The sequence below is a fragment of the Halomonas sp. G11 genome (assembly GCF_001663515.1).
GTDB lineage: Bacteria > Pseudomonadota > Gammaproteobacteria > Pseudomonadales > Halomonadaceae > Vreelandella.
Window position 1 is genome coordinate 58420 of record NZ_LYXG01000034.1, and the last position, 25163, is coordinate 83582.

Annotated in this window: 21 protein-coding genes; 18 read left to right on the forward strand and 3 right to left on the reverse strand. The window is 58.4% G+C overall.

Translation table 11 applies throughout. The features are described from left to right. Positions 1-102 precede the first annotated feature (102 nt). Entirely contained in the window at positions 103-462 is a 360-nt protein-coding gene (locus ADS46_RS18770) for a hypothetical protein (RefSeq protein WP_156524520.1), read from the forward strand. Positions 463-694: 232 nt separating this feature from the next. Here ADS46_RS18770 and ADS46_RS13275 read toward each other — a convergent pair whose 3' ends face one another. Continuing rightward, positions 695-1441, reverse strand: coding sequence for an SDR family oxidoreductase (locus ADS46_RS13275; protein ID WP_066320854.1), 747 nt, complete (start codon positions 1439-1441; stop codon positions 695-697). A gap of 158 nt (positions 1442-1599) precedes the next feature. Between ADS46_RS13275 and folK the strand changes: the two genes are divergently transcribed. The 7 genes from folK to ADS46_RS13310 all read left to right on the forward strand — a co-directional run bounded on the left by folK (position 1600) and on the right by ADS46_RS13310 (position 10696). Then, a complete protein-coding gene (gene folK / locus ADS46_RS13280; RefSeq protein ID WP_066320856.1) occupies positions 1600-2043 on the forward strand; it encodes a 2-amino-4-hydroxy-6-hydroxymethyldihydropteridine diphosphokinase in 444 nt (147 codons plus the stop codon). Positions 2044-2120: 77 nt separating this feature from the next. Beyond that, the gene (locus ADS46_RS13285; protein WP_066320858.1) at positions 2121-2942 is read left to right on the forward strand and encodes a flagellin; all 822 of its coding nucleotides are present in this window, start codon (positions 2121-2123) and stop codon (positions 2940-2942) included. Between the two features lie 170 nt (positions 2943-3112). Next, positions 3113-4024, forward strand: a complete 912-nt coding sequence (locus ADS46_RS13290; protein ID WP_066320860.1) for a DUF4123 domain-containing protein — start codon at positions 3113-3115, stop codon at positions 4022-4024. After that, on the forward strand, positions 4021-7494 hold the full coding sequence (locus ADS46_RS13295) for a toxin VasX (RefSeq protein WP_199825236.1): 3474 nt from the start codon (positions 4021-4023) through the stop codon (positions 7492-7494). The genes ADS46_RS13290 and ADS46_RS13295 overlap by 4 nt, the downstream gene beginning before the upstream one ends. Positions 7495-7507: 13 nt before the next feature. After that, entirely contained in the window at positions 7508-8839 is a 1332-nt protein-coding gene (locus ADS46_RS13300) for a hypothetical protein (protein ID WP_066320862.1), read from the forward strand. A 7-nt stretch (positions 8840-8846) separates the two neighbouring features. Beyond that, positions 8847-10190 (forward strand): hypothetical protein, encoded by a 1344-nt coding sequence (locus tag ADS46_RS13305; RefSeq protein WP_066320863.1) that lies wholly within the window; start codon positions 8847-8849, stop codon positions 10188-10190. Positions 10191-10237: 47 nt separating this feature from the next. Beyond that, positions 10238-10696, forward strand: a complete 459-nt coding sequence (locus tag ADS46_RS13310) for a LysR substrate-binding domain-containing protein (RefSeq protein ID WP_234346835.1) — start codon at positions 10238-10240, stop codon at positions 10694-10696. A gap of 39 nt (positions 10697-10735) precedes the next feature. On the opposite strand, the gene ADS46_RS13315 is transcribed toward ADS46_RS13310, so the two are convergent. Both ADS46_RS13315 and ADS46_RS13320 read right to left on the reverse strand, forming a co-directional pair. Next, the gene (locus tag ADS46_RS13315; protein ID WP_066320864.1) at positions 10736-12295 is read right to left on the reverse strand and encodes a BCCT family transporter; all 1560 of its coding nucleotides are present in this window, start codon (positions 12293-12295) and stop codon (positions 10736-10738) included. Between the two features lie 174 nt (positions 12296-12469). Next, positions 12470-13222, reverse strand: coding sequence for a DUF481 domain-containing protein (locus ADS46_RS13320; RefSeq protein WP_066320865.1), 753 nt, complete (start codon positions 13220-13222; stop codon positions 12470-12472). Between the two features lie 122 nt (positions 13223-13344). Between ADS46_RS13320 and ADS46_RS13325 the strand changes: the two genes are divergently transcribed. The 10 genes from ADS46_RS13325 (at position 13345) to urtE (ending at position 25152) form a co-directional block, all read left to right on the forward strand. After that, positions 13345-15042: an ATP-binding protein gene (locus tag ADS46_RS13325; RefSeq protein WP_066320866.1), complete on the forward strand. Its 1698-nt coding sequence runs from the start codon at positions 13345-13347 to the stop codon at positions 15040-15042. 58 nt (positions 15043-15100) lie between these two features. Continuing rightward, complete coding sequence (locus tag ADS46_RS13330; protein ID WP_066320867.1) at positions 15101-15832, forward strand: response regulator; 732 nt, start codon at positions 15101-15103, stop codon at positions 15830-15832. Positions 15833-16062: 230 nt separating this feature from the next. After that, positions 16063-17064 carry a Bug family tripartite tricarboxylate transporter substrate binding protein gene (locus ADS46_RS13335; protein ID WP_082926084.1) on the forward strand — a complete coding sequence of 334 codons (1002 nt, stop codon included), beginning with the start codon at positions 16063-16065 and terminating at the stop codon, positions 17062-17064. Further along, positions 17064-17516: a tripartite tricarboxylate transporter TctB family protein gene (locus tag ADS46_RS13340; protein ID WP_066320869.1), complete on the forward strand. Its 453-nt coding sequence runs from the start codon at positions 17064-17066 to the stop codon at positions 17514-17516. Before ADS46_RS13335 ends, ADS46_RS13340 begins: the two co-directional genes overlap by 1 nt. Continuing rightward, positions 17516-19042, forward strand: a complete 1527-nt coding sequence (locus ADS46_RS13345) for a tripartite tricarboxylate transporter permease (RefSeq protein ID WP_066320872.1) — start codon at positions 17516-17518, stop codon at positions 19040-19042. The genes ADS46_RS13340 and ADS46_RS13345 overlap by 1 nt, the downstream gene beginning before the upstream one ends. 331 nt (positions 19043-19373) lie before the next feature. After that, entirely contained in the window at positions 19374-20726 is a 1353-nt protein-coding gene (urtA, locus tag ADS46_RS13350; RefSeq protein ID WP_066320874.1) for an urea ABC transporter substrate-binding protein, read from the forward strand. A 153-nt stretch (positions 20727-20879) separates the two neighbouring features. Further along, a complete protein-coding gene (gene urtB, locus ADS46_RS13355) occupies positions 20880-22469 on the forward strand; it encodes an urea ABC transporter permease subunit UrtB (protein WP_066320875.1) in 1590 nt (529 codons plus the stop codon). A gap of 6 nt (positions 22470-22475) precedes the next feature. Beyond that, on the forward strand, positions 22476-23609 hold the full coding sequence (gene urtC, locus ADS46_RS13360) for an urea ABC transporter permease subunit UrtC (RefSeq protein WP_066320877.1): 1134 nt from the start codon (positions 22476-22478) through the stop codon (positions 23607-23609). After that, positions 23606-24442 (forward strand): urea ABC transporter ATP-binding protein UrtD, encoded by an 837-nt coding sequence (urtD, locus tag ADS46_RS13365; protein WP_066320878.1) that lies wholly within the window; start codon positions 23606-23608, stop codon positions 24440-24442. Before urtC ends, urtD begins: the two co-directional genes overlap by 4 nt. Beyond that, positions 24442-25152: an urea ABC transporter ATP-binding subunit UrtE gene (gene urtE, locus ADS46_RS13370; RefSeq protein ID WP_066320879.1), complete on the forward strand. Its 711-nt coding sequence runs from the start codon at positions 24442-24444 to the stop codon at positions 25150-25152. Before urtD ends, urtE begins: the two co-directional genes overlap by 1 nt. Positions 25153-25163 lie beyond the last annotated feature (11 nt).

A 25163-nucleotide genomic window follows, 5' to 3' on the forward strand; every position in this document is an offset into this window, starting at 1 on the left:
TGTGCAGGAAGTCGCTGTGTTGGAAAGCGCACTTGAGTGGCGACGCCAATAAGCGGCCCGGCAGCGACAGGTACTCGAAGCACGGGAAGCCGAACTGCAGCGATGACACTGAACTTGCGCAACTTTTTAAGCTCCATTAATCTGTACATTATCAATGCACACATCACAGCATCATTTTTCAGTAAATTGGAAATGGTTACTGAGATGTATGAAGCACTTTCGTACATTCCGTATGTTAGTGAAATTAGGAGCAAAACCATGAAATCTCACTACAAGATTCCGCGCACTGTGCTTGCGGCTGGTAGTGTCATGGAGATCTGGCCAACAGGTGATTACTCGCAGCACATGCCGAAAGGTACCGCTCAGGATCGTATCGGCCAACATTGGGCCAATGCTGGCTCTCATCTGTATAAAGCGGTAAGCGATTATCAGAAGCGGGTACAGCATGCCGGATCAGCCTGATTTTATAGCTCCTCGCGTACTTGAAAAACGGCGTAACAAAAAAGCCGTTGAAGACGCTGAGTAGATGATTAGATGGTTCGTTTGTAAAGCCCCGTTTTGACGGGGCTTTTGCTTTGCGCGCCAGGCATTGCGCCTAGCGCCTTGATCGACGCTGTTGCTGGGAGTGGTGCCCCATTCTTGCCGAGAAAATGGTTCAATCATCAGGGGCTGATCTCGGTACTCGATACGGGTATTACCCCGGGTAGTTTTCCGAGTGACGCCCTTCCACATTGATCGACTCGCCGCCGTCGACAAATAGAATCTGCCCGGCGACAAAGTCGTTGTTGAGCAGGTAATGCAACGCCTGCACGAGATGGTCGGGTTCGCCTTGCTGCTTGACGGGAATCCCGTCGATGCGCCAGTCAATGTAGTCGCTGGTACGCTGGGAGGCGGGCAGCACGACACCCGGCGCGATGCCGTTCACCCGGATGCGCGGGGCAAATTCCAGCGCCGCCATGCGGGTCATCTCTGCCAGGCTCTTTTTGGACAGCAAATAGGCGGCGTAGGGGTATTGGTGGTAGGCCACTTTGTTGTCGATAATATTGATGATCTGGCCCGTATCGACCGCGCTGGCGAAGTGCCGGGTTAACAGCAGTGGGGTAAACAGGTTCACCCGGAACTGGGTTTCCAGCATTTCCAGATCGGTCTCGGCAAGGGGCGCGGGCGTATAGGCGGAGGCACTATTGAGCAGAACACTTAGTTGGGGGAATCGCTGTGTAACCTGTTCGATCAGTTGGCCCACATCGTCGTGCAAGAAATCGCAGCTGAATAGCTCGCAAGCCCGACCTTTTGCGCGGATGCCTTCGGCGACTTCCTCTGCCTCATCCCGGGAGCGGTTAACGTGCAGCGCGATATCATAGCCCGCGGCGGCCAGTGATTCGGCAAAATGACGACCCAGGCGCGTCGCGCCGCCGGTGACCAATGCGGCCGGTGTACTCATTGAACAATCCTCATCGTGGTAGGGTACTTAGTCTGTGCAGGATGACACGACTGTCTGCGTGAGGGCAGCGTTTGTCAATAAATTGTACAGTACTTGCACAAACGATGTGGAGCGTTAGGCTAGTAGCCAACGGTGCCCCCGATCAAGGATGGATAGCCATGTCTCAGTCACGCTTGTATGCCCAACCCGATACTTCGCTTCACGAATGCGTCATTTCCCTGGGTTCCAATATAGAGCCCGAACGCCACGCGGCCGAGGCGCTGGCAATACTTGGCCAGGAGTGTGAACTGGTTGCCCGCTCCCGCGAGATCGTTACCACCCCGGTCGGCTATCAAGAGCAGCCCAACTTTCTCAACGCCGCCTTGCTGGTACGCACCCGCCTGTCGATGGATGACTTTCGCGACTACCTGAAAAGTGTGGAAGACCGTCTGGGGCGCGTACGCGGCCCGATCAAATCGGGGCCGCGGACCATGGACCTGGACATTGTCGCCTGGGATGGCGAGCTGGTGGATGAGGGTTATCTTGACCACGATTACGTACGGGTCCCCGTTGATGAACTGCTGGCGAACAGTGGCCGCACCCCCATCTCGCAAAAGTGTTAATGATTTTTGCTTCCAGGCCGATAATCTCCTTGAAGCCGCCAATCAATCGGGCGGGCTAACTTCCCTGGAGGCGTGCGTTGCTCAGCCTTAATACCAATTTGATGTCGCTAATCGTGCAGAACAATCTGCGCGGCAGTCAGCAGGCTATGCAGACCGCAATGCAGCGCCTCTCTTCCGGGCTGCGCATCAATAGTGCCAAGGATGATCCTGCCGGCCAGGCGATTGCCAACCGGATGACGGCGCAAATCAAAGGCATGACCCAGGCGATCCGCAATACCAATGATGGCATCTCCATGGTGCAGACAGCGGAAGGCTCGCTCAATCAGATTAACGACAACCTACAACGCATCCGTGAGCTGAGCGTTCAAGCAGCGAACGGCACCAACTCTTCTGACGACCTTGTCTCTATCCAAGACGAAATCGATCAGCGTTTAGAAGAGATTGACCGCATTGCCGGGCAGAGTAATTTCAACGGCATAGGGCTGATTGACGAGTCAAAGTCGTTAAACATCCAGGTGGGGGCTAACGATGGCAGTAGCATCGCAGTACGTTTTGAAGGAATGGGGTTGCAGGCCCTGGGCCTGGAAGGCTTTAGCGTGCTTGATGATGGTAGTGCCACCGACAGTCCGCTAGCTACCCTGGATGACGCTATCAAGGGCGTAGACCGTCAGCGCAGCTATATGGGCGCCGTGCAGAATCGCTTTGAAAGCGTGATTGACGGGCTTAATACCAACATAATCAACACGTCCGCCGCCCAGTCGCGCATCCAGGATGCCGATTACGCCAAGGAAGTTTCAAATCTGGTGCGCGCCCAGATCCTTCAGCAGGTGGGCATCGCTATTTTGGCCCAGGCCAACCAGCAGCCGCAGATGATTCTGCGGCTACTGGAAGGTTTGTAAGCTATTTCTTACACCGTGTAAGAGATTTCTGAAACTTTACGACGTGCACTTGTCCTGCCTGCCCACTCGGTTATTCTCTCAGTCTCTTGGCCATGCTAATGCTTCTCGAAAACGCTGATCAGGCAGTGACGGCTATCGAAGAGCAGCGGTATCGACGAAAGAGATGAGTCATGGAAAGACGCATTGGAATGCCACCTTCGATCACAAGTCAGTCGGGCTTGAGTCACTATCTATTGCTGGATGGCGTAACGCTTCAGCCACTGGAGCGCTGGCTATACGAGCATATAGCGTCCCCTCACTATGAGCCGCTCTATTTAGGTACGCCACTCCATGAGTGCCGTAGCCTGTCACCCTGCCTGGTTCAGTTAGCGCCTAACGACCCTTTATGGCAAACGTTTATCACAACGGGGGGCCGACAGGGCTGGGGATGGGCGTTTTCCAGTTCGGCGTCTTTCGATGAGCTCTTGCAGCATCTGCGCTGGCTCTTGTTCGTCGAGCATCCGCATGAAGGTACCCAAATACTTTGCTTTTCCCAACCCTCTGTGATGCATGGCCTGCTGGACGCCGAGCCCCATCCTGAGCGCAGTCTGCTCATGGGCGCCATGCAGCAGGTATGGATACCCGTTAACGCCCATGGAAGCGTGACGTGGTACGCCGTTGCCAATACGCGCTCTGATCATGTTCTCCCCCGCGAGCGATTTCGCTTGCAGCAAGCCCACCTGGAGACGTTCAGTCGCCTCGACTGGCAACGTTTCAGCCGTGAACTGAGCGAGCATCTAGCTACCTTTTTTAGTGATGGCCAGCTATTGCGTGAGTATGGCACGGCGATGGCGGCAGCCGAGCATGTCACTCTAATGACTGAATCGCTGGGTTTCACAGGGCGGCGAGCGCACTTCCACCTGGCCAATATTCTGGGGGTACACGGCCAGCGCGCACTGGATAAAGACGCCATGCCGGACATCGCGACACCCCTGACACAGCCGGATGGCCGACCCCCCATGCAGCGTTTACTGGCCGCATCGGCAGCCGCCGAACAGGCCGCGCTGGAAAGCACTTCCCCGCTGACAGGAGGCAGGCAATGAACACCACACTGCCCATCGGACAGCGCATGGCCGAAGCGCGCCGTGTGGCCGAGAGCCAATCCGATAACGACCCAGGCCAGGCGATGGGCACCTGCCCCATCACCCGTAGCGACCTTCAGTTAGTGCCTGTCCGTTACGCCATCGTCGAACCGCCAGAAGCCCAGCGTGCCCAGACGTTTCCCGAGTTCGCACCGTGTTACAGCGGGCACTTTCGGCCTTCAGGCATTCGCCCTATCAGGAGCGGCTGGCTCTACCTCGTGCATAGCCTGTCACCGGAGGACATTAAAGTCTTTAAAGTAGAGCCCGATGGCAGTGGCGACCCCATCATCATCAAGCGGGAAGGTACTTTACAGGTTCTGTTCAGCCCGCTGGAACTGACGCCGCTGCACGTTTCCATGCTCCGGCAGGAAGCATTCCGCTCCCATGTCATGATGCGGGTGAACATCGGCGCGTATTGCCCGGGTAATGGCACCGCTCATTTGCTCGATCCCGATAGCCTCGAGGAAGCGCTCGCCGATGCCCATGGTGAGCATCAGGACATACCTCCCGCTCCCGACATGACGTCCGACGACACGGCGCTGGAGACGGGCCGTTATGGCTGGTGTGATGCCGAGAGCCAACCGCAGGAGTGGCAAATGACCACTGCCGCAGGGATCAACGCTGCCATTGGGGAGACGTATCGCGACGACAGCGCCCTCTTGATCGTCGAAGACATTCCGGGACGCATCAAGGACCTGACCCAGGCATGGGCCCAACTGGCCGACCAGCAAGGCAACTGGCACGATAAGTATCAAACCGAGACCTTTGCGGCGCGCACGATTGATGGCCTGATGACCCTCGATTTTGCCCCTCATGCGGCCAATGCAGGCCAGGGCAATATTCCTGAATGGTTAGGCAATGCTGACAGTGATGACCAGGCGGATCTTCGTGAGCTGGCCGACCTGTACGAGCAACACCGTGAAAGGGAAGAGGAGGTAACCCGCAGTTCCGGCGGCCATCGTGGCGTGATCGGCAACGCCTTGCAACCTATCGAGAACGATATCGACGCACTCAGCCAGCAGATAGCGGGCAACCTAGGCACGAACGCTGAATCCGTAAAAGCGTTTGTCGAGCAAAGTGAGCAGGCTCATTTCAATGAAGTGATTGGTGGGCACTATGCTTGGGCACCCAATGGCATCGTGGATGTCATTCGTCGGCAGGAATTGGAAGACTTTTTAGCGTATGTCCACGCGCTTGAAGAGACCTGGCAAACGGCTTACCAAGCCATCGGGCAAGATTTGGCAGTCCTATTACCGGCATGGCACCACTATGCACTCTTGCTGGATAAAGAAGACGAACTGCATATCAGCTTTACCTGCAAGTTGGAACAGTGTGCTCACGAAACCCTGGCGTTGTGCGGTCAGGGTGATTTCCTCGCTCAGCACTATATGGGCAGCGCGCCCACTGCGGCGCACTTGCTCCACTACCAGCCCACCGAAACCTTTATCGAACGCTATTTGAGTGAATCGGATGGCACTCAGAAAGCCTTGACCCAGCTAGCGGCCCTGATGGCGGCTTCAGGTGCGCTCAGCAGTTACCAGGAGTGGCGTAGCACACTTGAGCAGCAAACCGGGCTGCGTTTCCGCAGTATGGCGGGTCTCGCCGATGAAACCGTTGCCGACATTGCAGGTGAGGTCTATTTCAAGGAGAAGATGCTGGGCGAGGCAGTGGTCAAGACCCTGCTGGAGAAAGCGCAACAACTGGAGCTGCCGCAACGCTTTGCTAATTTGGCAGGCATGTTACCCGAAGGTCAGCGGCTGATGTTTGTCGAGCGCCTGGGGCTGCTGGAAGCGGGCTGGGAAATACCTGACCAAGCGGTCCTGGGCAAATTGCAGCAGGCGGTCAGCCAGTCAGAGCGCTCCTTGTCACAGCTCCAGCGGCTGGAGCAAGAGATGGAGCGCTATTATCAGGAGCGTGATGCACAGATGCAACAAGCGTCCAGACGAGGTGCAAGCCAAGCCCATCGCCGCGCCGCTGACCAATACCACGCCCACAATATCCGCAACAAAGCCTCGGAAATCAACCAGCAAAAGCAGTTGATCAGCGAGGCGTTGGACGAACTGGCAGAACATAGTTTTCCTGCCAATGAAAACGGTACGCATGCGTTGAAAGTGGGTGGCTTGAGCCAGGCGGCTACCCGTGCCGCGCTGGCGGAGCGCACTGCGCTCAAGGAGCTTGCCCACCAGCCCCGTGAGACGATGCGCAGCACGCTGGATACATTGATACGTAACGAGCAGAACGATGTATCGGTAGCGCGAGCGGTAGGTGTCTTGGTAAACGGCAGTTTGTCGGCCTTGGGGGCTATTGCGGCATGCGTGGCAATGAAAGAATTGATGCAGGCAGGTCGAGGCCATGAGCGGTTCCTAGAACATCTTGGTAATACTGGTGCTCAAGGCTCTGGTACTGCTGCAGCCCTGATGGCTATACGAGAGATGTTAGTCGATGCCCGTCACCGCAAGCTGTATGAAGGGCGTGCCTTTCAACAAGTCGCTCAGGCTGAACTGAGGGCAGCAGCAGGTAGTCCTGCCCAGTTGGAGCGTTGGGCGCGAGTGGCAAATAAAGCAATGAGTGCTGTTGCTCTGGTTGGTGGTGCCTCGGGCGTTTTTGAATCGATTCGTCAGGCTCAGAAGCTTGGGCGAGCAGAGACACAGGCGGAGCGCTTAGCCACCCAAGTGGCGCTGGTAGGAGCGTCAGGGACAGCCTTGGGTGGCACCTTCTTGGGCGGTATGGGACTTGTTGGCAAAATATTAGGTGCCCCTGCGGCACAGTGGCGGCTGTTATTGCTTAAGTTTGCCGGGCCTGTTGGCTGGTTCGTTGCGGCCAGCACCTTGCTGCTGGTGGTGGGAGATTTATTGGCCAGCCGCTTTTCGCTAAGCCCGGTTCAGCAATGGTGCCAGCGTTCCTGCTGGGGGCTGAAAAGAGAATATACGGGGCTGGAAGAACACGAGCAGGAACTGGGCAAACTGAGCGGCAGTGATCCCGTGGTAGAGCGACAAGGGGTAGCCGCAGCCCATGCAGGCCCGGGGCCTGGCTCTGCTCCCAGCGATCTCGCATTCCGGGTGACCCTGCCGGGCGGCCAATCACCCGATGAGGAAAATTTCTCGTTTGGCCTGTGGGGCGTTCCCATGGGCGGCCATCACCAGGAGCTTACCCAGGACGTGCTGGCCTATTCACATCAGGCCACGGAAAGGCAAGAAGCAGGGGTCACCTATCACTTTGCGCCTGAAGTACTGAGCCAGTTCTACTTTGTGCGGCTGGTGGTGCGCCTGCGGCTCAACGGCGCATCCTCCAACCAGGTTTACGAGTTGCATCGCCGTGGCCGCTCCCTTTCCAGCGAATGGCGTCCTGTCGAAGCCCTGACGGACAGTTTTTTCAGTAGCGTTAAATTAGGCACCTGGCCCAGCATGCCGCTGACCCCCTGGGCACTCTGAACAAGGATGAAGCATGTTTAAAACGACGCCCAAGAAAGCGTTGCCCCCCATGCGGGCGGGTGAACGGGAAAGCCGCGCCGGGGGCGAGCAGTACTGCCTGAGCCCCTTGCCGTTACCGGTCAATAGTGAGTACGCCGTCGATGTGGCCCATATTGATGTGCGCCACGATGAAGCCACCATGGATATTCGCCAGGGGGCTAGCCCGGATAGCATGCTGACGGCGGGGCATATGCTGAGTGTAGGGGTTGTATTCATGATGGCTTTCTTCCTGATTGTATGGATAGGCATCGGTGGTTTCCCTCCTGACCCGCAGTTAGCCGCCGCATGGGTGGGGGGGGGGTATTTTTCTTTTCTATTTGTATTTACTCTGGCAATTCTCTGGCTCAATACGTTATTCAAGCGAATGCCGCCCATTCGCTTGAATCGCCAGCGCCGGGAAGTGGCCTTTGTAGTCGATCCGCCCGGTCGCTTCTGGCTGCCTGTCCCGCACAATCTTTGGCTCGCCTCGACGGCTAGCTTGGCGGTGACTGCCTCTGGGTTTATGGGCACCATTGAAATAGGCGAGTGGCTGCGCGGGGCGCGTGAGGGGTTTCCTTTTGGCTTTTTGCTGATGCATGTGGGTGGGTTTGTCTTTTTCTTCGTGTATCCCCCTCTTTACGATCTCATCTGCCGACTCTGCAAGCGCGAGCGCCGCACAGTACTGGTGCCCTGGGAAGACGTGGTGGCGGTGTGTGGTTTCAACCCGAGCCTGGGGCCGGGGGCCATCACCGGGTTTAGCTGGAACTTTGCGCTGCTACCCCCGGACCCGGAGCGGCCGGGCTACACCTTGCCGGGGGCGGGGATCATCGTCAGCGTGGGCGGGCTGCCGGGGGCGTTGTCCCAGTGGGAGTACCTTCGCCGCTTCATGGAAGAAGGCGCTGATGCCATCACGCCTGCCGCCCAGGAGTGGGGCGTGGAATGGTACGACGCCTACGTGGCCCGTGAAAAAGCCGAATGCAAACGCACCAATGATATGGCCCGCTGGCGGCGCTTTCGGCGCAAGCGGCTATGGGAGCATGCTCGCTTCGCCCACTGGTACACCGAGTACCGCATGAAACATATCCTGCCGAAAGCCGTGCCCAAGGATTGGTTGGCGGAGTGGTCGAAGCCCCTCCCCAAATCTCAATGGGCCAAGCCTTCCCAAGCCGTGAGTGAACTGAGTGAGCACCTGCGTGCCGCCTACCAGCGCGGTGAAAAATTTGTGGAGATGGGCGATATCGAACAGCGCTTTGGGATAGCCCCCCCACCTGCTGCACAGGCCCCTTACCCGTCGTTTCCATTCCGCGCGAAGGCGGAGAGGGCATAATCACCACATGTTTAAAACAACGCCCAAGAAAGCGTTGCCCCCCATGCGGGCGGGTGAACGGGAAAGCCGCGCCGGGGGCGAGCAGTACTGCCTGAGCCCCTTGCCGTTACCGGTCAATAGTGAGTACGCCGGCGATGTGGCCCATATTGATGTGCGCCACGATGAAGCCACCATGGATATTCGCCAGGGAGCAAGCCCAGATAGCATGATGACGGCGGGGCATATATTAAGTGGTTTAACGCTGTTTATGAGTGGCTTTGGCTTACTGCTTTTAATGATAGCGGTTGCCAAAAATTCTTTGTACAACATGGTGTTTATCGGTTGGGGGGGAGGGCTTTATACAGGCTTCCTGTTTGTGTTTATGCTCAGCATTGTCTGGATGAATACGCTACTCAAGCGTATGCCCCCTATACGCTTGCATCGCCAACGCCGTGAAGTAGCTTTTGTGGTCGATCCTCCTGGCCGCTTTTGGCTTCCTGCTCCTCAAAATCTATGGGTAGTCTCTATCGTAGGGGCGATCGCTATGGGGAGTGGGTTGGTTGTGGTGGTGGACTTAGGCGAGTGGCTTCGAGGTGCCGAGGATTTGTTTCCGCTGACAGTCTTCGTTATCCATACGTCCTCCATGGCTTTTCTCTTTGTTTATCCCTCTATCTACGATCTCATCTGCCGATTCTGCAAGCGCGAGCGTCGTACGGTACTGGTGCCTTGGGAAGAGGTGGTAGCGGTGTGTGGTTTCAACCCTAGTTTAGGGCCGGGGGCGATCACCGGTTTTGGCTGGAACTTTGCGCTGCTGCCCCCGGACCCAGAGCGCCCAGGCTACACTCTGCCTGGGGCGGGCATCATCGTCAGTGTGGGCGGGCTGCCAGGGGCACTGGCCCAGTGGGAGTACCTTCGACGCTTCATGGAAGAAGGCGCCGAGGCCATTACTCCTTCCGTCCGGGAGTGGGGCGTCGAATGTTACGAGGCCTACGTGGCGCGTGAAAAAGCCGAATGTAAACGCACCAATGATATGGCTCGCTGGCGGCGCTTTAGGCGCAAGCGCCTGTGGGAGCATGCCCGCTTTGCTCACTGGTACACCGAGTACCGCATGAAACATATTCTGCCCAAGGCCGTGCCCAGTGACTGGCTGGCAGAGTGGTCGAAGCCCTTACCCAAATCCCAATGGGCCAAGCCTTCCCAAGCCGTGAGTGAGCTGAGTGAGCACTTGCGTGCCGCCTACCAGCGCGGCGAAAAATTTGTGGAAATGGGCGATATCGAACAGCGCTTTGGGGTGGCAGCTCCACCCTCTGCGCAGCAACCCTATCCCTCCCTGCCGTTCAGAGCCAATGCCGAAGGGGTAGACTCTCTCTAGGGCCGAGCCATGTTGAACAATAACTCCAAAAGCGCATTCCCCAATGTGTGCTGATCGCCTTCTTTTTTGGCCATGGGGTATGGCCGCGTGCCGAATGCGTCAAGTTATTGGATGAGGAAGTCGTGCCTGTCTGCGCGCCTGGGGTGATGGAGCAAACCGATGTCAATGACCCGCTCGCGCTCACCAGGATGATCCTGTTGCAGGTATCGACGCGCCCGGAAGCCTGGCACGACTGGTTTGAAGCCCAGAACCTATATACCGAGCATAGCTACCACGGGCCAAGGTTTGACACCTTTTATATGGCACTAAGAGCCGCGCGAGCAGGGTGTGGTGTCGCGTTAGTGCCGCGATTTCTTGCTCAAGAAGAGCTTGATGAGGGGAAACTGGTGATTCCCTGGCCGTTCTCACTCAACAGCCAGGATGCTTACTATATGGCCTACCCAGAACACATGGCGGATCTGCATAAGGTCAAATCATTTACTGAATGGATCAAAGCGCGACTTTAATTGCCAAGCAGCGTTGCTCGCTGCCTGGCACTTGATGCGCTACTCGATAATGCCCTGCTCCCGCGCCATGGCATAAGCAGCCTTTGGGCCATGCCATAACGTGGGCAGCAGGATCAGCGACACGGGAATGGCGGTGATCACGATAAACTGCTGTAGCGCGCTGATCTGTCCGGCGCCCATGTTGAGCAATATCGCCGCCATCAGAGCCATGGCGATCCCCCAGAAGGCGCGGATGTAAGGGTTGGGGTCATCATGACCGGCGCCCACAACGGCGATGGCGTAGCTCATCGAGTCGCCGGTAGTTGCCACAAAAATGGTCGTTAACAGCAAGATCGCCAACGCCATCCAGGTGCCGCCGGGCAGTGCTTGCGCGACGGTCAGCGTGGCCACGTCAAACTGGAAGTTGTTCAGCGCTTCGGTCAGCTCGATGGCACCGCTGAGCTGATAGTAGATGCCCGAGCCGCCGAGCAGGGTAAACCACACGCTGGTGGCAATCGGCGCGATAACGGCGACGGCGACAATCATCTGGCGAATGGTGCGGCCACGGGAAATGCGCGCCACGAAAATCGCCATCAGAGGCGCATAGCCGATAAACCAGGCAAAGAAGAACACCGTCCACCACTGCATCCACCAGTCGGGCGCGGTGTCCGCCGTGGTGGTCGCCATGGTGAAGAACTCGCCCACATAGGTGCCCATCCCCGCCACATAGCTGTTGGTCAGGAACAGGGTCGGGCCGAAGATAAAGATGACTGCACCAATCGTGAGCGCCAGCAGAACGTTGAACCGGCTGAGTAATTGAATGCCTTTATGGACACCGCTCATCGAGGACAGAACGTAAATGCTGCCCAGCGCCGCAAGAATGATCAGCTGGCCGGTATAGCCTTCCGGCAGGCCAAAGAGTTCGTGTAGACCAAAACTGACCTGGGTCGCCAGGAAGCCGATCGGCCCTACGGTGCCTGCCACCAGGGCAATCACGCAGCAGGCATCGATAATGCCGCCGAGCGGCCCACGTAGCAGGCGCTCGCCAAATACCGGATACAGCAGGGTGCGCGGCTGAAGCGGTTGGCCTTTCACATAGTGGGCATGCGCCAGCACCACCGCCGAAAGCGACCCGAGGACTGCCCACGCCAGGAAGCCCCAGTGGTTAAATGACTGGGCGAGGGCGTTCGCCACGGCTTCTGGTGTGCCCGCCTCGCTGTCAAAGGCGGGAGGAGTGACCACAAAGTGATAGATCGGCTCGCCTGCCGCGAAAAACACCCCACCCCCGGCCAGCAAGGTGCACAGAATGATCGATAGCCACTTGAAAGTACTCATTTCCGGCGCATCGAGGTTGCCGATTTTGGCGTTGGCGGCGGGGGTAAAGGCCAGGCCAATGGCAATGAAGAAGGTGGCGATCAGCAGCAGTTGAAAGTAGGTGCCAAATACCCGTGCCGTCCAGGCAAAGCCGGTACTGATGCTGTTGGCAACGAGGTCGACGTCGTAAAGCGATAGGCCAACAAAGGCCACGATAAAGCCGATGCTGAGCAGCAGCACCAGAGGGTCACCGAGGGCGCGTAGACCGCTAGGTGGCACCACGTCTTGAGTTGATTGTGTCGTCATGAGAGTCCGTTGTGGGGTTGGGCAAGATGGTCTGTCAAACTTAACAGCTTGCCGCGTTGAAAAGTGGGCGCAAAAAAAAGCGCCATTCATGGAATGGCGCTAGGACAGGAAACTGTGCACATTGTACCGTCTTTATAGACCAACGTCTAACGTCGGTTGCTGCATTTTGGTGCATTACCAGTGGAAAAGCAGCGACGCGCTGGTGGTGGTGTCGCTGCGCTTGTCGGCATCGTCAGGGGGCTCTGAATTGTGTTTGATCTCGTAGGAGAGGCGTAGCGAAAGTTTTGAGTTCAGTCGTGTCGTCAGGGCGGTGAGGGATCGGGAGGTGACATTCTGGCGCGTGTATTCCACCGACGCTTCCTGACGGATATCGGCGTAGTCGGCAAATTCCCAGCGATAATCGATGGCCGAATAGGCAACGCCCAGGCGTTCATTACCGTGTTCGCGAAGCCGGTCGTGGCGATAGCCGGGGCCGGCTTCCAGCGACAGCGTATGACGGTCGTTGTCGAGGATCTGCCGTCCGTAGCCGCCAATGGCGCTTAGCTGCTGGTCGTAACCGGCGAAGCGGTCTTTTTCCCAGCGGGCAAAGCCAAACAGGTAATGTGGCCCGCTGAAGTCGTAGCGTTCGCGGGCCGCAAGCAGGTACTGTTCGGCGGCAGTGTCGTCTTCCTTGCTGACGTGGCGCACCTCGCCGCGCAGCGAGTGGGTCAAGTCGCCCGTCAACCATTGCAAGCGGGTTTTGCCGATGAGCGTTTCACTGTTGGTATTGCCCGTCAGGCGGTTGTAGCCCAATTCAGAGTCGCCGCTGAAAACGGGGGTATCGTCGGACGGAGGGTCAGGGGCATAAAAGGGGCTGGCGACGGCTGACGCGCTCCAAAGAATACCCAGGAGGATGACAACTCCCTTTCCCCAATCCTTCGCTAGCATACCGCTCTCCCTGATCTGGCAGTGCAAGGCCTGTTACCCGTCAAGTTGCCCAAAGCAGCGAAGTTTAACGCCCTCTGCGTGCGCATGCCATAATGAGGCCGTTACCGCTTGTGAGTGCCGTCATGCCATCCTCCCGCCCGAACAAAACATTAGCTGAGCTGCAGCGCTGGCGTCGAACGCGCTCCAGGCGGCGCTGGTACAAGCGCAGCTTTCGCCTTCAGGTCATGCTGCTTGTCGGCCTGTTGCTGGCGGGCATGCTATTGGCACAAGGTACCTACCTGAATCACCGTAAAGCCGAGATCATCAGCACGCAAATGGGGGAGCGGGCCCTGGCGGTGGCCAAGACGGTGGCCTCGATGCCCGAACTGATCGATGCCTTTGACGATGAAAATCCTGCCAGCGTGATACAGCCGCTGGCCGAACGCGTGCGTCGCGAAACCGGCGCGCGGTACGTGGTGGTCGGCAATAACCAGAGCGTGCGCTATTCGCATCCGGTACCCGAGCGTATCGGCCTGACCATGGTGGGCGGCGATAATGCCCGGGCGCTTGAAAACGGCGAGTCTTATGTGTCGGAAGCGACCGGCACCCTGGGTTCCGCCATGCGCGGTAAAACCCCGGTGCGCGATGAAGCAGGCAATATCATCGGCATCGTCTCGGTTGGTTTCATGCTTGACCGCGTCGCAATGGACATCGCCCGCTATAACAGCCTGGGCTGGACGCTGGTGGCGCTGATGATCGTGCTGGGGTTTGCCGGTGCCTACTGGCTTTCCCAGCACCTGAAACGCGTTATTCTAGGCTTGGAACCCTACGAAATTGCCCGCCTGGCGATGGAGAAAGAGGCCATTCTGCAATCGATACACGAGGGTATCCTGGCGGTGAACCGCGAAGGCCAGATTACGCTGGTGAACCAGCAGGCTCGCTGGTTCCTGGGGTTGGCCGACGAACATATTCTGCTTGGCCAGCCGATCCGCGAGGTGGTTCCCAACTCGAGGCTCCAGGAAGTGCTCAAGTACGGTCAGCAGGAGTTCGACCAGCAAATGTGGCTGGGCGATCATCCGGTAGTGGTGAACCGCGTGCCGATCATCCACGAGGGCGAGATCGAGGGGGCCGTGGCGACGTTCCGCAGCCGCCGGGAAATTGTCGATCTTTCCCAGGCGCTGACCCAGGCCAGCCGGGATGTCGACATGCTGCGTGCCCAGGCGCACGAGTTTTCCAACAAGCTCTACACCATTTCCGGCTTGCTGCAGCTCGAACGCATTGATGAAGCGCTGACGCTGATTCACCAGGAAACCAAGCGCGCTCAGGCGCAGATGAGCTTCTTAATGCGTCACGTCGCCGATACCGTTTTGAGCGGCACCCTGATGGGTAAACTGACCCGAGCCAGGGAGCTCGGCGTGACGCTTGAGATTGACGAACAAAGCTCGCTTGGCTGTCCGTTAACCCCCACCGGGCAGGAAGTGATGATGAGCGTGGTGGGCAACCTGCTGGATAACGCCTGCTACGCAGCCTTGCATGGGCCGAACGACCCACCGCGTGTGCGCTTGTTTTTCACCGACCTGGGCGAGCAATTGCTCATTGAAGTGGAGGATAACGGGCCCGGCGTTATTCCTGACCATGTCGAATCGATTTTCAGCGAGGGCTTCTCGACCAAAACCGGCCAGCATCAAGGGCTGGGCCTTGCGCTTGTGGCACGGCTTTGTCGCCAGCATGGCGGCACGGTCACCCTGGAAGACAGCGAACTCGGTGGTGCCTGCTTTATCGCGGTGCTGGACCGCTCGCTATGTGCCGACGTTGACGCGTCATCGTCCGTGATAAGCTAGCCGGCGCAGATTCTTACAATGATAACTAATGGCCTGTAATTCGGTTAAAGGAAGCCTTATGTCGGCGCACGAGTACGGTATTTTGGTGGTAGAAGACGACTTTCGCATTGCTGATATCCACCGCGCTTTTATCGAGCAAAGCGAGGGTTTTCATGTTGTCGGCATGGCCCGCAACGCCGCTGAAACCAATGCCTTGATGGCCGAGCAAGGCCAGCACGTGCAGTTGATTTTGCTGGATGCTTATCTGCCCGATGTGGAAGGGCTGGAGCTGCTTTGGGCGCTGCGTCGCGATTACGTCCAGGTGGATATTGTCATGGTGACCGCTGCCCGTGAGGTGGATACCATCAGCGAGGCGCTGCGCGGCGGCGTTTTTGACTACCTTATCAAACCCATAGAAGCCGGTCGTATGCAGCAGATGCTGGCGCGTTTTCGCCGTGAGCGTGAGGCATTGGCCAGCCGCGCCGAGATGAATCAAGCCGAGCTTGACCAGGTGCTGGCTCGCGCAAAGCCCGTTGAACCCAATGCCCCCAGTGGGCGAAGCCTGCCAAAAGGTATCGACCGTCTGACGTTACGGTCGGTGGTTGAAGCACTCAAGCAAGCGCATCAGCCGTTGGCTGCCACCCAGGTGGCACGGGGTATGGGCGCAAGCCGTTCCACCGCACGCCGCTATTTAGAGTTTCTGGTCTCAGTGCACGTGGTAGACGCCGAATTGGGCTATGGTGATGTAGGGAGACCCGAACGCCGCTACCGTTTGCGGGCCGATGCCAACGCTTGGCTGGCGGACCTTTAGCCAGGCGCTAAAACTAGGTCCTTAAAACAAGCCCTTTAAAACAGTGAACTTGAAAAAGTCCTGTTAGCGCCGTGAACAAAATGAACACAATGCGCGGAATGAATTTTTTGTGCTTAATGTTCACAAGCTTGTCACACGGGTCTGCCTTCTTCTAACGTTCACAGCGTGAAGCGCTATGCATCAAGACAATACGCATCACTACAACAACAGATCAAAACGTGGAGAACGCTATGACTTTCAAGTCTTCCTTGAAGTACGTAACGCTGCTGGCTCTGCCGCTGGCCGCGATGACGACTTTTTCCAGTACTGCCGCTGCCTTCGAACCGGAAGGTAAAGTCGAGTGTATCGCCCCCTCTGACCCTGGCGGCGGCTGGGACTTTACCTGCCGTAGTGTCGGTAACGTGCTCCAGGAGCTCGACCTGGTGTCGGGTAACGTTCAGACCATCAATATGGCCGGTGCCGGTGGCGGTGTGGCCTACGGTCATACCATCAGCAAGCGTGCCGGGGATGAGGAGCTTCTCGTCGCGGCATCCACGGCCACTACGACCCGCCTTGCTCAGGGCCAGTTCCCTGACATGACCGCGGATATGGTCAACTGGATCGGGGCGCTGGGCGCTGACTATGGCATCATCGCCGTCTCCGCCGATTCCGAATACGATGACCTCAATGAGCTGATGGATGCCCTTAAAGAGGATCCACGCAGCGTCAAGTTTGCAGGCGGTAGCGCCAAAGGCGGCTGGGATCACCTCAAGGTATTGATCGCGGCTCAGGCGGCCGAGGTCGAGAACCTGCCCCGCATCGCTTACCTGTCTTACAACAATGGCGGCGAAGCACTGACCCAGGTGATCGGCGGCCACGTTGAAGCGTTCACCGGCGATATTACCGAGGCTCAAGGCTTCATGGAGTCGGGTGATCTCAAGGTGCTCGCGGTACTGTCGGAAGAGCGCCTGCCCGGCGACCTGTCCGATATCCCCACCGCACGAGAGCAGGGCATTGATGCGCTGGGCCCCAACTGGCGCGGCTTCTATATGCCGGCGGATATCTCTGACGAGGCCAAGCAGTACTGGGTCGATGCCATGGATACCATCTATGCCAGCGACGAGTGGAAGAACGTCATGCAGCAGAATGGCCTGATGCCTTTCCACATGAGCGCCGGTGAGTTCGAGACCTTCGTTAAAGAACAGATCAAAGATATCGAACAACTGTCCACGGATATCGGGCTGATTCAGTAATGGTTTTCAACGATCGTATCTTTGGGATCCTGATGATCGTCCTGGCCGTCGCGTACGGCTGGGGCGCCACCCAGTTTCAAGAACCCTTTGGCGGGTCCGAGGCGGTCGGGCCCGATACTTTTCCTCTTTTACTGGCCGTCGTCCTGGGGCTGTCCAGTCTGTACATGGTCGTACGGCCGGACCCGGATAATGCCTGGCCATGGAGCCGTACCGGCATCGAGCTGATCGTTGCGGTGGTCGTGCTGATCCTGTATGCCATGTTGCTGCAACCGCTAGGCTTCATCATCAGCACGGCCCTGGCTGTGGGCACCCTCTGCTGGCGCATGGGCTCACGTCCGGTCAAGGCCTATATCACCGGAGCGGTTTCCGGTGTGGTGGTGTACCTGGTATTCAGCTATGCCCTTGATCTGGCGCTACCGCTAGGCATATTGTCGTTCTTGGAGGTGGGCTAATGGAAACGCTTGGCTTCTTGATGGACGGGTTTGGCGTCGCGCTGCAGCCCCATAACCTGATGTTTGCACTGATCGGTGCCTTTTTGGGCACCTTGATCGGTGCCTTGCCAGGCCTGGGCCCGGCCAACGGGGTGGCGATCCTGATCCCGCTGGCCTTTACCCTCGGCCTGGCGCCGGAAACCGCCCTTATCATGCTCACGTCGGTGTATGCCGGGGCGATGTATGGCGGGCGCATTTCCTCGATACTGCTCAATATTCCCGGTGACGAACCGGCGATGATGACCTGTCTCGATGGCTACCCGATGGCACAACAGGGCAAGGCGTCCGAGGCGTTGGCGATCTCTGCCGTGGCGTCCTTTATCGGTAGCCTGGTGGCCACCATAGGCCTGATTATATTGGCCCCCTTGTTGGCAAAATTCGCCCTGACCTTCGGGCCTGCCGAGTATTTCGCGCTGTTCCTGTTGGCGTTCGCAACCCTGGGCGGTATTACCGGCAAGAATCCGATGAAGACCGTGGTGGCAGCCGCCATCGGTTTGATGATTGCCACGGTGGGTATCGATTCCACCGGCGTGCAGCGCTTTACCTTTGGAACGCTGGAACTCTACGAAGGCGTGGATTTCATCATTGCCATTGTGGGCCTGTTCGCCATTTCCGAGCTGTTGTTCTTCATCGAAGAGAAGGCCGGTGGTGGCAAGGAAAAAATGGCGGTCAACAAGCTCTCGCTCAAGTGGAAGGATATCCGTGAGATCCTGCCTTCGAGCTTGCGTGGTGGGGTCCTGGGTTTCATCGCTGGCGTACTGCCGGGTGCCGGTGCGTCGCTAGGTAGCTTTATCGGTTATACCCTGGAGAAGAAAGTCGTCGGCAAGAAAGGCTACTTCGGCAAGGGGGATCCTCGCGGTGTTGCAGGTCCTGAGGCCGGTAACAACGGCGCTTCAAGCGGCGCGCTGGTGCCCATGTTGACCTTGGGTGTGCCGGGTAGCGGGACGACGGCGGTATTGCTGGCGCTGTTGATTTCGCTGAACATCACCCCCGGCCCGCTGATGTTTACCCAGAACGCCGATATCGTCTGGGGCGTGATTGCTGCCCTACTGGTGGGTAACTTCCTGCTGCTGATCCTGAACATTCCGATGGTGGGAATCTTCGTCAAGCTGCTGTCGGTACCCCCCATGTACCTGCTGCCGATCGTTACCATGATTGCCTTTGTCGGCATCTACTCGATCAGCAATACCGTCTTCGATCTCTACTTCATGGTGATCTTTGGCGTTGCCGGTTATCTGTTACGCAAGCTTGAGATTCCCCTGGTGCCGATCATCCTCGGCCTGTTACTGGGGCCGGAGATGGAAAAGAACCTGCGCCATGCCATGGATATTTCCGACGGTGACTGGACCATACTATGGAACAGCGGCCTGGCCATTGGCCTGTGGGTCTTTGCCGGTCTGGGCTTGATCCTGCCCTATATTATTGGGCCCATCCTGCGCCGCCGGATGCGCAATCCCATTGAAGAGGGTACGTCTGGCAGCGATTAATCCTGGAAGGGATCCATCGACCCGGGAAGAAACGGGGCGTCGACGAGAGTCGGCGCCCCGTTTTTGCACGGTCGCAGTGCATTGAGCGCCAGTGGTGCATAATCAGCGTGCGCTCGCCAACAGAAGCCGCGCCATTTTGGTGCTTCTGGCCTTTTGGGGGTTTTTTAGACTTATCTTAAGTTGCTGATTGTGCGCTTATAAGTTGCTTATGTGCCAATCTGGCGCAGCCCTTGCAAATTGTTTGTTGCTAGTGGACGTATACCAGCCTTTGTTGCTTGGCATACGACGCCAATAAACGAGCCCCCAGCATAAGGGGTGCAAGGAGATTCAAGTGACCACTTTCCTACGCAAGACACACCCAAAGACGTCTCGAGTGTTCTCAACTGCCCTGCTAACCGCCGCTGTGATGGGGGGCAGTACCCATGCCATCGCGCAAGACGATGACCCGATCAAGGTCGGTATCCTGCACTCGCTCTCAGGCACCATGGCCATCAGCGAAACGGTTCTTAAAGACACTGTCGAGATGCTGATCGAACAGCAGAACGAAGCGGGAGGTCTGCTTGGCCGTGATATTGAAGCGGTGGTGGTCGACCCTGCCTCTGACTGGCCGCTGTTTGCCGAGCGCGCCCGCGAGCTGCTTGAACAGGAAGAAGTGGACGTCATTTTCGGTAACTGGACCTCCGTATCGCGTAAATCGGTACTGCCCGTGGTGGAAGAGCTGAACGGTCTGCTGTTCTATCCGGTGCAGTACGAAGGTGAAGAGTCGTCCGAAAACGTCTTTTACACCGGCGCGGCGCCCAACCAGCAGGCGATCCCGGCCGTCAACTACCTGCATGACCAGGTCGGCGTGGAGCGCTGGGTGCTGGCGGGTACCGACTACGTCTATCCGCGCACCACTAACCGCATCCTGGAAGCCTATCTGAAAGAAGAGTTTGGCGTGGCCGACGAAGATATCATGGTCAACTACACGCCCTTTGGTCACTCCGACTGGCAGAACATCGTGTCGGAAATTGGCCGCTTCGGCAGCGAAGGCAAGAAGACCGCCGTGGTATCCACCGTTAATGGTGATGCCAATGTGCCGTTCTACCGTGAGCTGGGCAACCAGGGGATCGACGCGGCGGACATCCCGGTGGTTGCCTTCTCGGTGGGCGAGCAGGAGCTCACCGGGATCGATACCGGACCGCTGGTGGGCCATCTGGCGGCCTGGAACTACTTCATGAGCGTGGATACCGACGCCAACTACGACTTCATCGACGCCTGGCTTGAGCATACCGGCGAAGACGACGCCGTGACCAACGACCCGATGGAAGCCCACTACATCGGCTTCAACATGTGGGTAGAGGCGGTTCAGAAAGCCGGTACCACCGATGTGGACGCGGTTAAAGATGCCATCATCGGCGTGACCGTGCCCAACCTGTCGGGCGGTTCGGCCGCGATGATGCCCAACCACCACATCACCAAGCCGGTGATGATCGGGGAAATTCAGGACAACGGCCAGTTCGCCGTGGTGTGGGAAACCCCGTCGACCGTAGCGGGCGATGCCTGGTCAGACTACCTGCCCGGTTCGCGTGATTTGATCAGCGACTGGCGCAAGCCCATGGAATGCGGCAACTACAACGTGGCGGAAAACCGCTGCATGGGTAGCGATGCCGAAGAGCAGGCAGAAGAAGCACTGGCCGAGTAAGCCCGTGTCAGGGGCGGTGCAAGCCGCCCCTTGTTTGATCCGTTTACCTTATTCATCTACCCAGGCGATGTCTCGTTTGAGGCGACGCCTGGGGCACGCCACTCGAAGGACTCACCCATGAGGATGCCTTGCTATTCGTGGACGGCACGCGTCATGCCAAGGATCGTCACCTGCCTGCTCATCAGCCTGCTGGCCTGGTTGCCCATGTCGGTTCAGGCGCAGGAAGACGATGGTCAAGCGCTTCTTGAAGCGCTGGATACCCGCTCATTCGACGACAAAGCCATGGCCATCAACGCCATTATCGAAAGCGAGCAAGCGCGCGCCGATGTCTGGTTGCAGGCCCTGCTGGACAGTGATCTGCAGCGGCTGCAAGACGATGGGCGTTTTGTCATCGCGCTGGAAACGACGGGCCTGGACGTCACCATTGAAGATGCGCTGACCGGGGAGGCCATGGGCGAGGTCAGCCGCCGCGACCTGGATCGGTTGACCATCAACAACGCACTACGCACCCAGCTGCGCTCGGCGATTTCGCTGGTCGAGCTGTATAACGGCGATCAAGAAGCGCGTTTGGACGCGGCGAAACGGCTGATTGGCGAGGTTGAGGAAGCTCAGGTCGAGCCGCTCACCAACCGGCTGGAAAACGAACCCTCGGCCGCGGTACGCGATCGGTTGAATCAAGCGCTGGCGGTCTATCGCCTCAACCAGGGCGACGCCGAGGCCGTCGAAGTGCTATCGGGCAGCCTGAACAGTAACGTTCGTGTGGCGTTGAGCCGCGCTGCCCAGTCAGACGACCCGCTGGTGGCCGACGCTGCCACCGCCGCACTGGCCGATATCGAGCAAAACCTTAAAATCAACCGCGCCGCCGAGACGCTCTACTTCGGCCTTTCCATGGGCTCGGTGCTGGTACTGGCGGCCATTGGCCTGGCGATCACCTTCGGCGTGATGGGCGTGATCAACATGGCCCACGGCGAGCTGATCATGCTGGGGGCCTATACCACCTGGGCCATGCAGCAACTGCTGCCCGGCCAGCCGGGGCTGGCGCTGATACTGGCGATTCCCGCCGGGTTCATGGTATCCGCCCTGGCGGGGGTGGCGATCGAGCGTGGCGTGATCCAGTTCCTGAAAGGCCGCCCGCTGGAGACGTTGCTGGCCACCTTCGGTGTCAGCCTGATTCTTCAGCAGCTGGTACGCACGGTGATTTCACCGCAAAACCGTACGGTGATTACGCCGGAGTGGATGAGCGGCTCGCTGGTGGTGAACGACGCCCTGTCGCTGACGCTTAACCGGATGTATGTGCTGGGTTTTGCGCTGGTGGTGTTTGCGGGCCTGATACTGATCATGCGCCACACACGGCTGGGGCTTGAAGTGCGTGCGGTCACCCAGAACCGCAACATGGCCCGCTCGATGGGCATTCGCGCCACACGCGTGGATATCATGACCTTTGCGCTGGGCTCCGGCGTGGCAGGGCTTGCCGGTGTGGCACTCTCCCAGCTCACCAACGTTGGTCCCAACCTCGGCCAGAACTACATCATCGACTCCTTCATGGTGGTGGTGTTCGGCGGCGTCGGTAATTTGTGGGGTACGCTGGTGGCGGGCATGTCGCTGGGTATTATCAACCAGGTGCTGGAACCCTGGGCGGGGGCGGTACTGGCCAAGATTATCGTGCTGGTATTTATCATCCTGTTTATTCAAAAGCGCCCCCGCGGACTCTTTCCGCAGAAGGGCCGGGCGGCGGAGGGCTAATCGATTATGTGGCTAACACGACCCTTCAACGAACGCTCGACGCAGATCTTCCTGTTGATTCTGACAGTCGCGGTCATTGCCGTAACGGCGCTCCACCTGGCGGTACCCGCCGGGCACCCGCTGTACGTATCGGGCTATACCGTCGGGCTACTGGGCAAGTATTTAACCTACGCGCTCCTGGCCGTTGCGGTGGACCTGGTATGGGGCTATCTGGGGATTTTGAGCCTGGGGCATGGCGCCTTTTTCGCTATTGGCGGCTATGCCATGGGCATGTACCTGATGCGCCAGATCGGCGATCGCGGCACCTACGGCGACCCCATCCTGCCCGACTTTATGGTCTTCCTGAACTGGGACAGCCTGCCGTGGTACTGGTACGGCTTTGATATGGCCTGGTTTGCCTTTGCCATGGTGTTGATAGCACCGGGGCTGCTGGCGCTGGTGTTTGGCTGGCTGGCCTTTCGTTCGCGGGTCACCGGGGTGTATCTGTCGATCATCACCCAGGCGATGACCTTCGCGCTGATGCTGGCCTTCTTCCGCAACGAGATGGGCTTTGGCGGCAACAACGGCCTGACCGACTTCCGCGAGCTGCTGGGCTTCGACCTGCGCAGCGAGGCCACCCGGCTCGGCTTGTTCATTGCCTCCGGCGTGGCGCTGGCACTGGGCTATGTCGTATGCCGATCGATTGTCGGCAGCAAACTCGGCCGGGTGTGCGTGGCCACCCGCGATGCCGAGGCGCGGACGCGCTTTCTCGGCTACCGGGTCGAGCGTTTCCAACTGTTCGTGTTTGTCGTCTCGGCCATGCTGGCGGGGGTCGCCGGGGCGCTCTACGTGCCCCAGGTGGGGATTATCAACCCCAGCGAGTTCGACCCGATTTTCTCCATCGAGGTGGTCCTGTGGGTGGCGCTGGGTGGCCGCGCCTCGCTTTACGGCGCGGTGATCGGCGCGGTGCTGGTGAACTACGCCAAAACCGTGTTTACCGGGGTCATGCCCGATGCCTGGCTGTTTGCGCTGGGTGGGCTGTTCGTTTTCGTCACGGTGTTCCTGCCCAAAGGGGTCGCCGGACTGCTGGGCCATTTGAAGCGGCGGCAAGACCATGAGCCAACGGAATCAGAGACGCCGGACAAGGAGGCAACCGCATGAGTTTTTTCCAAGCGCTTACCGAACGCGACCGGGTGTTTGACTTCATGACGCCCCAGGCCTCAACGGTCGATGTGCGCCACGGTCCGATTCTCTACATGGAAGATGTCACCGTCAGCTTCGATGGGTTCAAGGCCATCAATAAACTGAACCTGACCATCGACGATGGCGAACTGCGCTGCATTATCGGCCCCAACGGGGCGGGTAAGACCACCATGATGGACATCATTACCGGCAAGACGCGCCCCAATGAGGGCAGTGTATGGTTCGGCAGCCGTCATAACCTGTTGCACATGAACGAGCCCGAGATTGCCAGCCTGGGCATCGGGCGCAAGTTCCAGAAGCCCACGGTGTTCGAGGCGCTCTCGGTGTTTGAAAACCTGGAGCTGGCGATGGCGGCGGACAAGCGGATCATACCGACCCTCACCGCCCGCCTGACCGGCGAGGTCAAGGACCGCATTGACGAAGTACTGGAGACCATCGGCCTGACGGCGCTTCGCTATCAACCCGCGGGCATTCTTTCCCACGGCCAGAAGCAGTGGCTGGAAATCGGCATGCTGCTGATGCAGCGCCCGCGCTTATTGCTGGTAGATGAACCGGTCGCGGGCATGACCGAACAGGAAATGGAGCGCACCGCCGAGCTGCTTACCGGCTTGGCGGGGCAGCAGTCGGTCGTCGTGGTCGAACACGATATGGGCTTTGTGCGTTCGATTGCCCGCCAGGTGACGGTACTGCACCAGGGCAGCGTGCTGGCGGAAGGCACCATGGATCAAGTCTCCAGCGACCCCAGCGTGGTCGAGGTCTATCTGGGTGCCGATGACGAGGAGGCCGCCTGATGCTAGCCATTGAAAAGCTCAACCAGTTCTACGGCGAAAGCCACACCCTATGGGACCTGGACCTTGAGGTGCCCGCCGGGCAGTGCACCTGCGTGATGGGCCGTAACGGCGTGGGTAAAACCACGCTGCTGAAAGCCGTGATGGGCGAAGTCGCGGTAAAAAGCGGTGCACTACGTTACTCAAGCGGCGAAGCGGGCGAGATCGAGCTGACCCAGAAAGCCGTTGAAGAACGCTCTCGGCTGGGCATCGGCTATGTACCCCAGGGCCGCCAGATTTTTCCGCTGCTCACCGTGGAAGATAACCTGCGAACGGGCCTTGCCGCGCGCCGAGACGGGGTGAAAAAAATCCCCGAGCGGGTCTATGAGCTGTTTCCGGTGCTCAAGGAAATGAAAAACCGCCGTGGCGGCGATCTTTCCGGCGGCCAGCAGCAACAGCTGGCCATCGGCCGCGCTCTGGTCATCGAGCCTAAATTGTTGATCCTGGATGAGCCCGGCGAGGGCATCCAGCCCAATATCGTCTCGCAAATCGGCCAGGTGATTCGCCAGTTGATCAACGAGGACGGCTTGACGGTACTGCTGGTAGAGCAAAAACTACCCTTTGCGCGTAAATACGCGGACCGCTTTGTGATCATGGATCGCGGCCAACCCGTGGCAAATGGCGATATCGGTGAGCTTTCCGATGAACTGATCAAACAGCATTTGACGGTATGAGTTATCCGCGC